At 55.9% G+C, this 16,098-nt stretch carries 13 protein-coding genes and 1 tRNA gene; 4 read left to right on the top strand and 10 right to left on the bottom strand.

Features of this window, described 5'->3' with window-relative positions:
• Positions 1-16 precede the first annotated feature (16 nt).
• The 9 genes from dppF to AC4IBF_RS00905 form a co-directional block, all read right to left on the bottom strand.
• Complete coding sequence (gene dppF, locus AC4IBF_RS00945) at positions 17-1,030, bottom strand: dipeptide ABC transporter ATP-binding subunit DppF (protein ID WP_032644494.1); 1,014 nt, start codon at positions 1,028-1,030, stop codon at positions 17-19.
• A complete protein-coding gene (gene dppD / locus AC4IBF_RS00940) occupies positions 1,027-2,010 on the bottom strand; it encodes a dipeptide ABC transporter ATP-binding protein (protein ID WP_008502772.1) in 984 nt (327 codons plus the stop codon). The genes dppF and dppD overlap by 4 nt, the downstream gene beginning before the upstream one ends.
• A gap of 10 nt (positions 2,011-2,020) precedes the next feature.
• Positions 2,021-2,923, bottom strand: coding sequence for a dipeptide ABC transporter permease DppC (dppC, locus tag AC4IBF_RS00935; protein WP_111964354.1), 903 nt, complete (start codon positions 2,921-2,923; stop codon positions 2,021-2,023).
• Between the two features lie 9 nt (positions 2,924-2,932).
• Positions 2,933-3,952 (bottom strand): dipeptide ABC transporter permease DppB, encoded by a 1,020-nt coding sequence (gene dppB, locus AC4IBF_RS00930; RefSeq protein WP_008502770.1) that lies wholly within the window; start codon positions 3,950-3,952, stop codon positions 2,933-2,935.
• A gap of 160 nt (positions 3,953-4,112) precedes the next feature.
• A complete protein-coding gene (dppA, locus tag AC4IBF_RS00925; protein WP_111964353.1) occupies positions 4,113-5,720 on the bottom strand; it encodes a dipeptide ABC transporter periplasmic-binding protein DppA in 1,608 nt (535 codons plus the stop codon).
• Between the two features lie 620 nt (positions 5,721-6,340).
• A tRNA-Pro gene (locus AC4IBF_RS00920) sits at positions 6,341-6,417 on the bottom strand.
• Positions 6,418-6,508: 91 nt separating this feature from the next.
• Positions 6,509-8,203 (bottom strand): kdo(2)-lipid A phosphoethanolamine 7''-transferase, encoded by a 1,695-nt coding sequence (gene eptB / locus AC4IBF_RS00915; protein ID WP_115876656.1) that lies wholly within the window; start codon positions 8,201-8,203, stop codon positions 6,509-6,511.
• 239 nt (positions 8,204-8,442) lie between these two features.
• Entirely contained in the window at positions 8,443-9,645 is a 1,203-nt protein-coding gene (locus tag AC4IBF_RS00910; protein WP_252093560.1) for an L-lactate MFS transporter, read from the bottom strand.
• A gap of 238 nt (positions 9,646-9,883) precedes the next feature.
• Entirely contained in the window at positions 9,884-10,582 is a 699-nt protein-coding gene (locus tag AC4IBF_RS00905) for an autotransporter domain-containing protein (protein WP_111964350.1), read from the bottom strand.
• 162 nt (positions 10,583-10,744) lie between these two features.
• Between AC4IBF_RS00905 and tag the strand changes: the two genes are divergently transcribed.
• The gene (tag, locus tag AC4IBF_RS00900; RefSeq protein ID WP_111964349.1) at positions 10,745-11,326 is read left to right on the top strand and encodes a DNA-3-methyladenine glycosylase I; all 582 of its coding nucleotides are present in this window, start codon (positions 10,745-10,747) and stop codon (positions 11,324-11,326) included.
• Positions 11,304-11,750 carry an N-acetyltransferase gene (locus tag AC4IBF_RS00895; protein WP_115876660.1) on the top strand — a complete coding sequence of 149 codons (447 nt, stop codon included), beginning with the start codon at positions 11,304-11,306 and terminating at the stop codon, positions 11,748-11,750. The genes tag and AC4IBF_RS00895 overlap by 23 nt, the downstream gene beginning before the upstream one ends.
• On the opposite strand, the gene AC4IBF_RS00890 is transcribed toward AC4IBF_RS00895, so the two are convergent.
• Positions 11,713-13,992, bottom strand: coding sequence for a molybdopterin guanine dinucleotide-containing S/N-oxide reductase (locus tag AC4IBF_RS00890; protein ID WP_458728413.1), 2,280 nt, complete (start codon positions 13,990-13,992; stop codon positions 11,713-11,715). The genes AC4IBF_RS00895 and AC4IBF_RS00890 overlap by 38 nt on opposite strands.
• Positions 13,993-14,205: 213 nt before the next feature.
• Here AC4IBF_RS00890 and AC4IBF_RS00885 point away from each other — a divergent pair, with 213 nt between their 5' ends.
• The gene (locus AC4IBF_RS00885) at positions 14,206-14,868 is read left to right on the top strand and encodes an OmpA family lipoprotein (protein WP_032650803.1); all 663 of its coding nucleotides are present in this window, start codon (positions 14,206-14,208) and stop codon (positions 14,866-14,868) included.
• Positions 14,869-14,997: 129 nt separating this feature from the next.
• On the top strand, positions 14,998-16,014 hold the full coding sequence (locus tag AC4IBF_RS00880) for a LacI family DNA-binding transcriptional regulator (protein WP_008502761.1): 1,017 nt from the start codon (positions 14,998-15,000) through the stop codon (positions 16,012-16,014).
• The last annotated feature ends 84 nt before the right edge of the window (positions 16,015-16,098 follow it).

Raw genomic sequence — 16,098 nt, 5'->3', positions numbered from 1 at the left:
GCGCCGGTTTTTTTCGTTATGCGTGTGGCTTCTCGCCATTTTCATCCTGATCGACCGCGAAGCAGGCAACCAGCTGGCCGCCATAATCCTTCAGCTGCGGCTGGAGCTGGGTGCACGGGCCAAAGCGGCGGCTGCAGCGGGCGTTGAATGCACATCCCGGAGGCGGATTCAGCGGACTTGGCAATTCACCCGTCAGCTTAATACGCTCACGACGATCGTCCGGGTTCAGACGCGGCGTCGCAGACAGCAGCGCCTGGGTATACGGGTGACGAGGATTATTAAAGATCTGGTCTTTGGTCCCCTTCTCCACGCAGCGTCCCAGGTACATCACCATCACCTCATCAGCAATATGCTCCACCACCGACAGGTCGTGGGAGATGAAAACGTAAGACAGCCCCAGCTCCTGCTGCAGATCCATCATCAGGTTCAGCACCTGCGCACGCACGGATACGTCGAGCGCGGAGACCGGCTCATCGGCAATCACCACGTCCGGATCGAGCATCAGCCCGCGCGCGATAGCAATACGCTGACGCTGGCCGCCGGAGAACATGTGCGGATAGCGATCGTAATGCTCGGTTTTGAGGCCGACCTTCGCCATCATCGCCAGCGCTTTTTCACGGCGCTGCTCTTTGCTCAGGTTGCTGTTAATCAGCAGCGGCTCTTCCAGAATCTGTCCCACTTTTTTACGCGGGTTCAGCGAACCATACGGGTTCTGGAACACAATCTGGATTTTCTGGCGACGCAGTTTCTGCGCCTGCGGATCGTGCTTGAGCAGATCTTGCCCCTGATAATAGAGCTCGCCGCCGGTCGGCACTTCAATCATCGTCAGCAGACGGCCCAGCGTGGATTTCCCGCAGCCTGACTCTCCCACCACCGCCAGCGTTTTACCGCGTTCGAGGTTAAAGGAGACGCCGTCCAGCGCTTTCACCAGGCGTTCGGGGGCAAACAGTCCCTTCTTCACCGGGTAGTATTTTTTCAGGTCGATGGCCTGCAACAGCGGCTGTTGCGTGGTGGCCTGTTGCGTACTCATAGTGTTGGCCTCCCGGCATCATCGAGTGGGTAGTGGCATTTCGACTGACGACCGTCAGCCAGCTGGTTCAGCTCTGGCTCTTCCGCCCGGCATTTGTCCGTCGCATACGGACAGCGCGGATTGAGCAGACAGCCCTGCGGACGGTCATATTTACCCGGCACCACACCCGGCAGCGATGCCAGACGCGCTTTATCCTGAGCAAACTCCGGCAGCGCGCGTAAAAGCGCCTGGGTATACGGATGACGCGGCGCGCGGAAGATATCGTGCGAATTTCCGGTCTCGACCACCTGGCCGGCATACATCACGATGATTTTGTGCGCGGCTTCGGCCACCAGCGCCAAATCGTGCGTAATCAGCACCAGCGCCATATTCTCTTTCTGCTGCAGCTCCAGCAGCAGCTCGATGATTTGTGCCTGAATGGTCACATCCAGCGCCGTCGTCGGTTCATCCGCAATCAGCAGCTTTGGCCGACAGGCAATCGCCATGGCGATCATCACGCGCTGGCTCATCCCGCCGGAAAGCTGATGCGGGTAAACGTCCAGACGCGAAGCCGGGTCAGGAATACCCACCTGGTTCAGCAGATCGATCGCCCGCTGGCGACGGGTTTTCTTATTCCCGCCCTGGTGCACCTTAATCGCTTCCATAATCTGGAAACCGACGGTGTAGCACGGGTTCAGGCTGGTCATCGGATCCTGGAAAATCATCGCCACTTCCGCGCCCACCAGCTGGCGGCGCTGTTTTTCAGAAATGCGCTTCAGGTCCTGACCGTTGAACTGCAGGTTTTCCGCCATCACGCGGCCCGGGTAATCAATCAGCCCCATGATCGCCAGCGAGCTGACGGACTTACCGGAACCGGACTCCCCAACGATACCCACCACTTCGCCCTGATTGACGCTGTAGCTGATGCGGTCCACGGCGCGAAACGGGGTGCCTTCGTCGCCGAAGTGCACCGATAATTTATCTACATTTAATAACGCCATCTCGTGCCTCTTACTGCTTCAGTTTGGGATCAAGCGCATCACGCAGGCCATCACCCATCAGGTTAAATGCCAGCACCGTCAGCAGGATTGCCAGACCCGGGAAGGTGACAACCCACCAGGCGCTTTGTGCGAACTGCAACACGTCGGAGAGCATAGTGCCCCACTCCGGTGTTGGCGGCTGCGCACCCATGCCCAGGAAGCCAAGAGCGGCCATATCAAGAATGGCGTTAGAGAAACCGAGCGACGCCTGAACAATCAGCGGCGCAAGGCAGTTAGGGAAGATATTCACGAACATCTGGCGCATCGCACCGGCACCCGCCACACGAGAGGCGGTAACGTAATCGCGGTTCACTTCCACCAGCACCGCCGCACGGGTTAAACGCACGTAGTGAGGAAGCGCCACGAACGTCAGCGCCAGGGCGGCGTTACCGATCGATGGACCGAAGATCGCCACCAGCACCAGGGCCAGCAGCAGGCTTGGCAGAGCCAGCATGATGTCGACGATACGCATGATGATGTTATCAACGATGCCGCCGAAGTAACCGGCAACCAGGCCGAGAACGATCCCCATAATCAGGGAGAGCACCACCACCAGGCAGCCGACCAGCAGCGACAGGCGCGCGCCGTACATCAGACGCGACAGCACATCGCGGCCCACGTCATCGGTACCGAGCAGGTGCGCCAGGCTACCGCCGTCCTGCCACGCAGGTGGCGCGAGCAGCGCATCACGGAACTGGTCCGCCGGGTTGTACGGTGCGAGGAAGTTCGCAAACACCGCAATCAGGATCATGATAGCGACATACACCAGCCCTACTACCGCACCTTTATTGCGCTTGAAGTAGTGCCAGAATTCCTGCAGCGGCGTCATAGGAACCGGTGCAGCGACCACTTTATTTTGAGTGACTTGTGACATGATGGCCCCTTACTTCTTATGACGAATACGCGGGTTCACCACGCCGTACAGCAAATCGACCAGCAGGTTGACGAGGATAATCATCGTCGCGACCAGCAGTACACCGCCCTGCACAACCGGATAGTCACGGCGTTGCAGCGCGTCAATCAGCCAGCGGCCCAGGCCCGGCCAGGAGAAGATGGTTTCGGTCAGAATCGCCCCCGCCAGCAACGTCCCCACCTGGAGACCGATAACGGTCACCACCGGCAGCATGGCGTTACGCAGCGCATGGACGATAATGACGCGCATGCGCGTCAGGCCCTTGGCGCGCGCGGTGCGGATGTAATCCTCACCCAGCACTTCCAGCATCGATGAACGGGTCATACGCACGATCACCGCCAGAGGAATGGTCCCCAGCACCATGGCAGGCAGGATCATGTGCGCGACGGCATCCATGAAGTTGCCCTCCTCGCCCCAGATAGCCGTATCAATCAGCATAAAGCCGGTGAGCGGGTTGGAGTCATCCAGGAAGACCATATCGCTAACGCGCCCGGAGACCGGGGTCAGGTTAAGCTGCACCGAGACCAGCATGATCAGCATCATGCCCCACCAGAAGATAGGCATGGAGTAGCCGGTCAGCGCCAGGCCCACGGCGGTATGGTCAAAAATAGAGCCACGCTTAACGGCTGCCAGCACCCCAACCGGGATACCTACCGCAGTGGCGAAAATCATGGCGCAGACGCCAAGCTCCAGCGTCGCTTTAAAACGCGGCACGAACTCGTCCCACACCGGAAGGCGGCTTTTCAACGAAATCCCTAAATCACCGTGCAGCACGCCCCAGATATAGTGGAGATACTGCTGCCACATCGGCTTATCGAGACCGAGTTCAGCCAGCAGCTGTGCATGGCGCTCAGGGGAAATACCACGCTCGCCCGCCATAATCATTACCGGGTCGCCGGGGATCATATGGACGAAGGCAAAAGTGAGAAGGGTGATACCGATAAACGTGGGGATAACAAGTCCCAGACGTCGGAGGATGAACTGCAACATAACCCGGATTCTCTCTGATGACGCACGACCAGTGGCGTGACGTCTGTATTGCTCACAAATGTAAATTTCTTCTCCCTTGAGAGAAGATGAGGGTGAGGGGATGCATGCACGCCCCTCACCCCTGCCCTCTCCCGGAGGGAGAGGGAAAACACCCTACTTATTATTCAACAGATACGTTCTCGAAGTGGTGTTTGCCCAGTGGATCAACCACGTAGCCCTTCACTTCTTTACGCACTGGCTCGTACACGGTGGAGTGAGCAACAATCAGCGCCGGAGCCTGATCGTGCATAACAACCTGAGCCTGCTTGTACAGTTCAATACGTTTGTTGTGATCGTCGGTCGCACGCGCCGGCTGAATCAGGTCTTCAAACGGCTTGTAGCACCAGCGAGAGTAGTTAGAACCGTCTTTCGCCGCCGCGCAGCTGAACAGGGTAGCGAAGAAGTTGTCCGGATCCCCGTTATCACCGGTCCAGCCCATCATTACCGCCTGGTGCTCACCCGCTTTAGCGCGCTTCAGGTACTCGCCCCACTCGTAGGTCACAATCTTGGCCTGAACGCCAATCTTAGCCCAGTCAGCCTGAACCATTTCTGCCATGCGGCGTGCGTTCGGGTTGTACGGACGCTGTACCGGCATCGCCCACAGCTCGACGGTGAAGCCTTTATCCTGGCCCGCTTCTTTCAGCAGCGCTTTCGCTTTCTCAGGATCGTAGCTGTAGTCTTTAACGTCGTCGTTATAGCCCCACATGGTTGGTGGGATCAGGTTTTTGGCTGCAACGCCAGCGCCCTGGTAAACGGCCTTGATGATCGCTTCTTTGTTCACCGCGTAGGTCAGCGCCTGACGCACTTTCACGTCATCAAACGGTTTCTTCTCGGTGTTGAAGGAGAGATAGCCCACGTTCAGGCCAGCCTGCTCCAGCAGGTTGATGTTCTTGTCCTGCTTCATGCGGGCAATGTCAGCCGGGTTCGGGTATGGCATAACCTGGCATTCGTTTTTCTGCAGTTTTGCATAACGCACGGAAGCGTCAGGCGTAATGGAGAAGACCAGACGGTCGATCTGCGGCTTGGTGCCCCAGTAGCCTTCGAACGCTTTGTACAGAATGCGGGAGTCTTTCTGGTACTGCAGCAGCTGGAATGGACCGGTACCGATTGGGTTCAGGTCGACTTTTTCCGGCGTACCGGCTTTCAGCATGTTGTCCGCGTACTCTTTGGACAGAATTGAAGCAAAGTCCATAGCCAGGTCAGCCAGGAATGGCGCTTCCGGACGCGTCAGCACGAACTGAACGGTATTGTCGTCCACTTTTTTCACTTCAGAAATCAGATCCGGCAGGCCCATCCCTTCGAAGTATTCATAGCTGCCGCCAGACACTTTGTGGTACGGGTTCTGCGCGTTTTTCTGACGATCGAAGGAGAACACAACGTCGTCGGCGTTAAAGTCGCGCGTTGGTTTGAATTCTTTGCTGTCCTGCCACTTCACGCCTTTGCGCAGGTGGAAGGTATAGGTTTTGCCGTCTTCGCTGACGTCCCACTTCTCTGCCAGCCCCGGAATCACTTCCGTGGTACCGGTTTTGAATTCAACCAGACGGTTATAGATCGGTACAGAGCTTGCGTCGTAAGTCGTACCAGAGGTAAAGAGCTGTGGGTTAAAGCCTTCCGGCGAGCCTTCAGAACAGTAAACCAGGGTTTTTGCCTGTACGCTTGCTGCCACGGTCATAGCCACCAGGCTCAGACCAAGTTTCAGCATCCCTGACTTCTTCAAGGAAATACTCATTATTCTGCTCCAATGTGATGTTTTGCTTTGTTGTGTTACGCCGCCAGACCTTTATTTATTTTTTACCCGGTCCGGTCGGAGGTGCCCGAAGGCGTTAAAGGGATGGAGAATCCTTTCAGAAGAGCGTTTGAGTTGCAGCGCAGATCGTCCCTGAAATGCCCCTCATGCCCTACAATCTGTCAACAGAATGTGAAAACGTCAATACAGGTGGCGGGGATTTACGCTGAGTGTGAGAAACCGCAAACAAAGATTAAAAAAACTATGTATGCCAGTTTTCAGCAGGGAAATTTATGCTACTCGCTATCCTGCAGCACAAGTCTCTTCATATTTCGCAACAATCAGTGATTAACTTTTATTCAGAATGGGTAAATTTTCTTGCAGAATGGTGATTATCTGAGCACTAAATTCCATGAACGCTAAAACGCACAGCGAAAAATGCTGAGGTTATCCATAAGCAACGCGAAAAAAGATCAATCTATATATAAAAAAATACAATGGATTATGTCACAAAATCGTTAACAGGCAGGAAGAAGCGGACCTAAGGGGCGTTTTGGATACTCTGACGGGATAAGGTCATAATGCAAAAAGGGCTAACCTTGCGGTTAGCCCTTTTCAGAATGTGGTCGGCGAGAGAGGATTCGAACCTCCGACCCACTGGTCCCAAACCAGTTGCGCTACCAAGCTGCGCTACTCGCCGAATGCGGAGCGCATCTTACTGCTGAGGTGCGCCCCCGTCAATCCCTTATTTTCAAAAAGCCATTCAACTGGCGATATTCTCGCCAGAGCAGCTACTGCGCGGCTTTTACGCTGTTAGCAGGGAGTTTACACCAGTTGTTGTTTTCGTTAATCCCACCGTTCGGTGAGGTATAGCCGAGACAACCCATAATGGTGTCGTACAGCTCAACGTGACGACGCGGCACCTTCATCTCCGCCTCTTTCTTCAGCTGAGCAAACATCTTCGCCTTCTCCGGGTTTTCCAGATACTTATCCGACATCCACATGATCATCGGCACGCGGAACTGTTCAGGCGGTGCCAGCTTGCGCGGCGTACCGTGCAGATGCTCTTTCTCGTTGATGGATTCACCGTGGTCTGCCGCATAAATCACAATCGCTTTCTTATCGCGCAGCTGGTCGATCACCCGGCTCAGGAAGGTATCCACATACAGCACCGAGTTATCATAGGCATTGATCAGCTCCTGCTTGCTGCAGTCTTTATTAATGCCCACGCACTCAGGCTGCCACTTCGCGAAATCACGCGTGTAGCGCTGGTAATAGCTGTAATGCGATCCTTTGGTATGCAGAATGACAAGATGCTTGCCCTGCGGATGATTCTTGAGGGATTGCGACATCTCTTCCAGCAGCAGCATGTCGTCGACGTTTTTACCGCGGTTACGCGGTTCGGCGCCAATCTGCTCACGGTACGCGATGTTATCTGCCAGGGTATTGGTGTAGAACCACATCTCACTTTGCATGGCGAACAGGTCTGAGCTAAATCCAAGCTGCTTCAGCACGGCAAAGACGTTTTGCTCTTTCAGCGTGCGCTGCGGGTTATCGCTTGCACCGCCTTCGCGAACAAACATACAGCGCAGCGAAAGCTTGGTCGCGGTATCGCAGGAGTAACCCCGGTAAGCCACCAGGTTCTTCTCCTGCGCCAGCTTTGGCGTGGTATCCCGGTTATAGCCGAGAATGCCCATATGATCCCAGCGCGTCGTTTCGCCAATGACAAAAACGACGTACGTATCATCAAGCCCGTCGGCTGGTGGCTGGTAGGTGAATTTTTTCAGTGGATTGATCAGCGACTTAACATCACCGGATTCATCCGCCTGCGCCCAGGCATACAGACCTAACGCTGACAGCCAGTTAGACGGCAAATAGGAGTTTGCCACCACGCCGCCATAGCTTGGCATATCCACGCCCGTCGCTTTTTCGACGCGTTTTTGCTGCGTTTCCATCAGGCGGATAGGCGCCCATACCAGCAGACCGGCCAGCAGAACGACGACGATATTGCGGATCCGCTGTCCACGCGTGCGCAGCTGGCGTAACAGCGTATAGCGGCACGTATTGTTCCAGATAAAGAACAGCGGTATCAGACAGGTTAAAACCGTCCAGACGATGAAGCCTTTCCCTACCACCTCTTTCGAGAGATCGATATCCGTGGTCATCACCGAGGCAACGATACCGTACCCAATGACCACGTTCATAAAGGTCATGTAATAGCTTGCGGCGGCAGAAATAATCACCACCAGCGAGGCCAAAATTTGCCAGGTACGTCGGCCAAAAAGGGACAGCAGGCGTAAGAGGAAGAAGGTAGCGAGGACGGAGCCGAACACTTCAATTGCGGCAAAAATACAATTACTTACGGTAAGGTTTTCGAAATAACCTTCCACTCTTCTGAACAGTACCGCGCCATTCAGAAATAATCCGATATAGACAGCCAGCATCAGACACAATCTTTGCTGGGTAAGAGACCTAATGTATTTCATGCAAACAACCCTGGGGGAAGGGGTATAAAGACCCGTCGAATCTCAAAGAGAAAGCGGACAGAGTAAGTAAATGCGTAAGGAAGCGTTATGAGAAACGTCTACAAGCGCGGTAAGTAGACCACAGCGGGAGAGAAAAGTGGCAGCAGAGAGTGTGATCGGTGTAAATTTTTACAAAATATCGAGACGGGAAGCGTCTCGCATAAAGACAAAAGAGGCCACAGAGGCCTCTTTCATACCGCTTACGCATGCGCTTCTTTGAATACTTCGCGCTGCGGCTGGCGAATCGTGGTTGAGAGCGCCAGCGAGATAATCAGCAAGGCAAATATTACGCAGAAGGTCACGTAGAACCCGCCGAACAGGGAGGCAATTAGCGAGCCGCAGATACTGCCGATCCCGAAGCCCAGATAGATAACGCCGTAGTTTTTCGCCAGATTGTTCAAGCCAAAGAACTCGCTCACCAGTGACGGGAAGACGGTAATGGTGCCACCGAAGTTAAAGGCCACGCAGGCAATCGCCGCAAAGAAGGTGGCTTCATTCAGCGGAGCGAACAGCAGCGCCGCCATACCGACCAGCGAGACCACCTGCCCAATCGTAATCACGCGGATGCGGGCAATTTTGTCAGACAGAATACCGAGCACCAGACGACCGGAGAGGTTGGCAATGGAGATGACCGTCACCGCATTCGCCGCCGTGGCCGCATCCAGCTTCACCATGCCCTGCGCGATATCCTTCGCCACGCCGATAACATACAGACCGCTCATGCAGGCAGTCAGGAACATTACCGCCAGCATCCAGTACTGTGGCTTACGCATGGACTGCGCGAGGGTGAAGTCGTTCTCCACCACGCCGTTCACGGATTTAACCTCCTGCTGCGGCGCATCGTTCATCAGCGTGGCGCCGAACAGAATCATCACCAGCACGATTGCGCCCCAGATCATAAAGGTATTTTCGAGGCCAACGGACGCCAGCAGGTGGGAGTCGATAAATTTGAACCCGAGGCTGCCCAGGCCATAAGAGCCGATGGCAAACGCGGAGATTAAACCTTTACGCTCCGGGAACCACTTCACGCAGTTTGACAGGGTCAGCAGGTAACCTGCGCCATCGGCCAGACCCACCAGCACGCCGGCGCTCAGCCACAGCATCATCAGATTGCTGGAGTGCGCCGTCAGGAAAAAGCCCAGACCCAGCAGGATGCCGGACGCCATGGTCACGCGCTTCACGCCAAAACGCTCCTGCAGCTTACCCGCGACGGAAGACGAAATCGCCAGACCCAGGCTCAGCAAACCAAAGGAGAACGCGACCTGGCTGACCGGTGCGCCGAGTTTATCGGAAAGCGCGCTGTTGAACAGGCTCCAGGTATAGACCGATCCCAGCGCAAACTGGGTGACGATGGTGCCAAAGAGCGTGAGCCAGCGCGTGCGGTTATAGGTTGATGTGTTCATGGCAGTTGTCCTGCAAGAGAAATTAAGGAAGTTCGCTGAGGACAACGATAAACAAAACCTTAAAACGCATGGGGTAAAATGGCATGAAATGCAGGCGGAACGGAATGAAATGCCTGGAATCGGGAATGAATGACCTGGCAAGGGAATAAAGCGATAGCATGTTAGTATCTGCTATCGCTGTAAAGCCCGTGGTTATTGTTTTCGAGATGTTACCGTAACGTTTAAAAAAGTAACAACTCTAGAAATTTGCGCTGACGCCGAGTGTGTATAAAAACTCCTCACCGGTGGTGGTGTGCTCCCCCTGAGCCAGCGACGCATAGGCCGCCATGTGCGTGTTAAAGGGAATATCCGTTCCCACGGTGACATCCATCCAGCTACCGTTTTGGGCAGGGGCTGGCGTTTGCGGCATGCCAAACTGCGATTTCCACTGGTTTTCACCAAACTGCTGGTTATAGCTAATCTGCGCCCACGGACGGAGATCGCCATACTGGGTATTCACGCGCCACCCCAGCGTGCTGACGCTGGCATGCCAGAGCGGGTCGGTGATTGCTTGCGTCGACGCGCTATCACCAAACTCGTTGATCATCATGGGAGTCGTGCCGTCGTACCGCCATGCCACCACCGGGCCGGTGGTGATGCGTGCTGAAACGGGAAAATTCCAGCCCACGCTCATTGCCCCCTCCGTCGTTCTGCCAGACGGTATATTCAGGGCAAGTCCCGGCGCGTTCTGCGAAGACTGAATACGCTCAGCCAGAATATCCTCATAACGCGGTTGGTGATCCGCGTCCCATGTATAGCGTTCCGCCGTATTATTCTGGGCGTCTGAAACGATATATTCCTGTTGCCAGGCAGACGCTGTATTACAAAAGAACAGGCAGGCTGAAATTCCCACCAGGCCAGAAGCAGCATGGCGACCACTGATTTTTTTTATCATCATCAACGCGACCCCAGAGAGAGCCGAATTCGGCGATATTTGTCGTTATTCAGGAAGAGCTTAGAGAGCATATGGCCCTGTATTAACTATTGTCTTTATAGTAAACACGTCAAGCCAGTCAGAACGAAATTTTTGCGAAATCAGTATCAATAAGGGAGATGACGGATGGAACGTTGCGGTTGGGTAAGCCAGGATCAGCTTTATATCGACTATCACGATCGGGAATGGGGCGTGCCGGAAAGGGATGGCAAAAAGCTCTTCGAGATGATCTGCCTGGAGGGCCAGCAGGCGGGGTTATCATGGATTACGGTACTGAAAAAACGTGAAAATTACCGCAATGCTTTCCATCAGTTCGATCCTGTCGCCGTCGCTGCGATGACCGATGAGGACGTGGAGCGGCTGGTGCAGGACGCCGGCATCATCCGCCATCGCGGTAAGATCCAGGCCATCATCGGCAACGCACGCGCTTACCTGGCGATGGAGCAAAACGGCGAATCATTTTCAGATTTTGTCTGGACGTTTGTGAACAACAAACCGCAACTCACTCAGGCCGCCACGCTCGCGGAAATCCCGGCCTCCACCCCGGCCTCGGATGCGCTCTCGAAAGCACTGAAAAAACGCGGCTTTAAGTTTGTCGGCTCCACCATCTGCTACGCCTTTATGCAGGCCTGTGGCCTGGTCAATGACCACGTTACCGGCTGCTTCTGTCATCCGGGAGGCCATCATGATCCGCAAATGGCAAAATGAAAATACCGCGCCGCTTTTGAGCCTGTGGCTTGAAAGCACCACGGAAGCGCATCCGTTTATCGAGCCGGGTTACTGGAAAGAGAACGAGGCCATGGTGCGGGACGTTTACCTGCCGTCGGCGGAAACCTGGGTTTGGGAACAGGATGGCGAACCCTACGGATTTATCAGCGTGATGCAGTCTCAGTTTGTCGGCGCCCTGTTTGTGGCGCCGTCATGCATCGGGAAAGGCATCGGGCGCGCGCTGCTGAACCATGTTCAACAGCGCTTCCCGCACTTAACTCTGGAGGTGTACCAGAAAAATGTCCGGGCGGTGAATTTCTATCATGCTCATGGCTTTCGCATTGAAGACAGCGCCTGGCAGGATGATACTCAGCACCCGACATGGATCATGAGCTGGCAGGCGGATCAAACGCCGTTAAGGTAAGCTCGGGCCCCTCATATTTCTCGACCCAGGCCAGCGCAGTGTTCCCTGCGCAACCATTCCCCAGCTTCGAGCTGGGGAGATCTTTGGTCAGCACGTTAACCGCCCCGTTTTTACAGATACCGCCCTCGGCGGGCTCAAGGTCGGGCCATGCGCCCTGATGAATACAGATCACGCCCGGTTTAATTCCGTCGCTCACCACCGCCCCTGCCAGCACCTGCCCGCGCGAGTTCCAGACGCGCACCACGTCACCGTCGGCAATCCCGCGCGCTTTCGCATCATGGGTATTCAGCGTGATGGGCTCTCGCCCGGCGACCGCATACCGCTCGCGCAGGGACGTATAGTTAAGCTGGCTGTGCAGACGGTGCGCGGGATGCGCAGACAACACCTGTAGCTGTTCCGGCTGGGCGTTGCCGTGCCACTCATCCGGCTCGAGCCAGGTAGGGTGCGGCGGGCAGTCGGCATAGCCAAAGCTGGCGATGCGCTCGCTGTAAATCACGATCTTTCCGCTCTCTGTTTTCAGCGGGTGGTTCTCGGGGTCGCGACGGAAATCGGCAAAACGGACAAACTTCGCGTTCTGCTCGCTCTCCGGCATCTCGACAATCTGGTTCGCCTCCCAAAACTCAGCAAATGGCGGAAGCGTCACGCCCTGCGCTGCGCCGCGCTGTCCGGCAATCTGGTAGAAGGTCTCCAGCCATTGCAGATCGCTTTTCCCTTCGGTAAAACGCTCGCGGCCGCCCGTTTCCCACAGTTCGCTCAGTTCAGCAAACACCTCAAAATCATCACGTGCTTCATCTCGCGGGGCCACTACGCGCTTCATCGGAACCATATGCTGGTTGCTGTAGTCACCGGTCATGGTGAGATCGTTACGCTCAAACGAGGTGGTCGCCGGCAGCACGATATCTGCATGCTTAGCCGAACCGGTCCAGAAGCACTCGGAAATCACCACCAGCTCCGGCTTTTGCCAGGCGCGGATCAGGCGGTTGGTATCCTGATGGTGCGTGAAGTTCGACCCGCCAGCCCACCAGACAAATTTAATGTCCGGGAAATGGCGGTCCAGACCGTTGTGCTGATAAAAACCACCGGGGTTTTCAAGGGCTTCAACAATACGCGCCACCGGGATTTTATCCACGGCATCCACGCCGCCCTGCACCGAGCCCTGCAGAGACGCCAGCACCGCCGCTTTACGCGTGGGGTTGCCGCCGTTAGCAAAGTGATAGGAGAGACCAAAACCACCGCCCGGCGTGCCGATCTGCCCAAGCATCGCAGCAAGGGTCACCAGCATCCAGTGTTTTTGCTCGCCAAACTGCTGGCGCTGCATTCCCCAGCCGGACATTAACATCGTGGTATTTTTATGGAACAACGCCGCCAGTTCGCGGATTTTCTCCGCAGGAACGCCACAAATATTTGCCGCCCACTCTGCCGTTTTCGCAATCCCATCGGATTGACCCGTCAGGTAGTCGGCGAATTTATCGAAACCGGTGGTACAGCGCGTCAGGAATTCGACATCGTGCCAGCCGTTCTCCACCAGGGTATGGGCGATACCCAGCATCATTGCCACGTCGGTGCCCATATGCGGGGCAACCCACTCGGCGCTGTCGCCAAAGAAATCCATGGTTTCAGAACGCATCGGGTCAATGCAGATGATGCGCTTGCCGCTTTTACGCAGCGCGTCGAAATACCCAATGCCCTGCTCGTCGCTGGCATTCCAGGCAATTTTCAGCGTGTTAAGGGGGTTAGCGCTCCACAGTACGACCACATCGGTATGCTCCAGCACCAGCGGCCAGCTGGTCTGCTGCTGGTACACTTCGTTCCCGCCCACGACGTACGGCATGATCGCCTGCGCCGCGCCGGTGGAGTAATCCCCCAGATGACCGGTATAGCCTCCCGCCAGGCTCATGTAGCGCTGCAGCAGCGTCGAGGCTTTGTGCAGCACGCCGTTTGAACGCCAGCCGTAGGACCCGGCGAAAATGGACGACGGACCGTAGCTGTTGCGGATACGCTTGTGCTGGGCGTGGATCAGCGCCAGCGCGTCATCCCAGCTCACGCGAACAAACTCATCCTGACCGCGAATACCCTGCGGCTTGTCCGGCGAGGCCAGAAAACCTTTACGCACCATCGGCCAGCGCACGCGCGTTTTGCTGTGCACCTGATCGCGAACGACGGTCTGTAACGAGTTGGGATGTTGGGTTGGCAGTGCCCCGCGGGACGACAGAACATTTTCGCCATCGGTTTCGACCAGCATCGGACCCCAGTGGGCGGCGGTCAGAATGGTTTTCGTTGAGGTGCTCAAGCGTGCGCTCCTGGTTGCGTGCAGGTTTTACGGCCTTCTTTGCTGAGGCAGTTTATGGTTTGTCACAAATTTCAGAGTTATACCCGGAATTTTCTCCGTATCTGGACGTCATAATCAACTGCCACGCTCGCCGTGGCAAAGAATAAAAAGGATTAAGGAAAGAAGATGAAAAAACGCGTACTCGTTATTGCCGCTCTGGTGAGCGGTGCCCTGGCTGTTTCTGGCTGCACAACCAACCCTTACACCGGTGAACGCGAAGCGGGTAAATCCGGCATTGGCGCGGGTATCGGCTCGCTGGTCGGCGCAGGCGTTGGGGCGCTCTCCTCCTCCAAGAAAGACCGCGGCAAAGGCGCTCTGATTGGCGCAGCGGCGGGCGCGGCGCTGGGCGGCGGCGTTGGTTATTACATGGACGTGCAGGAAGCGAAGCTGCGCGACAAAATGAAGGGAACCGGCGTGAGCGTGACGCGCAGCGGCGATAACATCATCCTGAACATGCCGAACAACGTGACCTTCGACAGCAGCAGCGCAACGCTGAAACCAGCAGGTGCGAATACGCTCACCGGCGTGGCAATGGTGCTGAAAGAGTACAACAAGACTGCCGTGAACGTGATGGGCTATACCGATAGCACCGGCAGCCAGGAACTGAACATGCGTCTGTCCCAGCAGCGCGCCGACGCCGTGGCCAGCTCGCTCATCACTCAGGGCGTTGAAGCAAACCGCATCCGCACCAGCGGCATGGGCCCTGCCAACCCTATCGCCAGCAACAGCACGGCGGAAGGCAAAGCGCAGAACCGCCGCGTTGAGATTACGTTGAGCCCAATTCAGTAATTGCATTTCCTCCTCTCCCAGTGGGAGAGGGTCGGGGTGAGGGCATCAAGCCCCACACCCCGGCATGAACCACTTGCCATCGTTGATTTTCCCGCTAAGGTATTCTCACTAAATTCAGGGAAATCAGCGATGAGCAAACCAGCCCGGGCCACCATCAGCGACGTGGCGAAAGCCGCCAAAACCGGTAAAACCAGTATTTCGCGCTACCTTAACGGTGAAAAACACCTGCTGTCCGATGCGTTGCTGGCGCGAATTGAACAGGCCATTGCCGATCTCGACTACCGTCCCAGCCTCATGGCGCGCGGGCTTAAACGCGGTCGCACCCGTCTTATCGGACTTATCATCGCCGATATCACTAATCCCTACTCCGTTAACGTGCTCAGCGGTATCGAAGCCGCCTGTCGCGAGAAGGGGTTCACGCCACTGGTCTGTAATACCAATAATGAAGTCGACCAGGAGCTGCACTATCTCGACCTGCTGCGCAGCTATCAGGTGGAAGGGATTGTGGTCAACGCGGTAGGCATGCGTGAAGAGGGGTTAAACCGCCTGCAGCAGTCCTCTCTGCCTATGGTCCTCATCGACCGTAAAATTCCTGAATTTGCCTGCGATGTCGTCGGGCTGGATAACACCCAGGCCGCCACGACCGCTACCGAACATCTCATTGAACAGGGCTTCGAGGCTATTCTGTTTCTGAGTGAACCGCTGGGGATGGTCAATACCCGTCGCGAGCGCCTGAGTGCATTTCGCGCCACGCTGGAGCGATATCCCGGCGTGATTGCCGAAAATGCCGAAACGCCGCTTCACGAAGCCGGGCAGCTCGACAACACCCTGCGTCAGTTCCACACGCGCCATCGCGGGATGCGCAAAGCCGTTATCTCGGCCAACGGGGCGCTGACGCTTCAGGTCGCCCGCTCGCTCAAGCGCATTGGCCTTCACTGGGGCAGCGACATCGGTCTGCTGGGGTTTGATGAACTGGAGTGGGCGGAACTGGCTGGCGTAGGCATTACCACCCTCAAGCAGCCCACCTGGCAAATTGGCTATGCTGCTGTTGAACAAGTGGTTCGTCGTATTGAAGGTACCAGCGATGCCGTTCGCGAGCAGGTCTTCTCCGGCGAGCTGATCGTTCGTGGCTCTACCGCGCGTTAAATTTCCCTTGTGATAGCGATCATAAATTCAACATCCTGACCTTTTCTTTGGAACCGGTTCCATCTAGCGTAATAGTATTGATAT

This window comes from Enterobacter sp. Taxon_8 (assembly GCF_058354585.1).
Note: the sequence above shows the minus strand (reverse complement) of the source record. Positions and strands in the feature narration are given on the sequence as shown.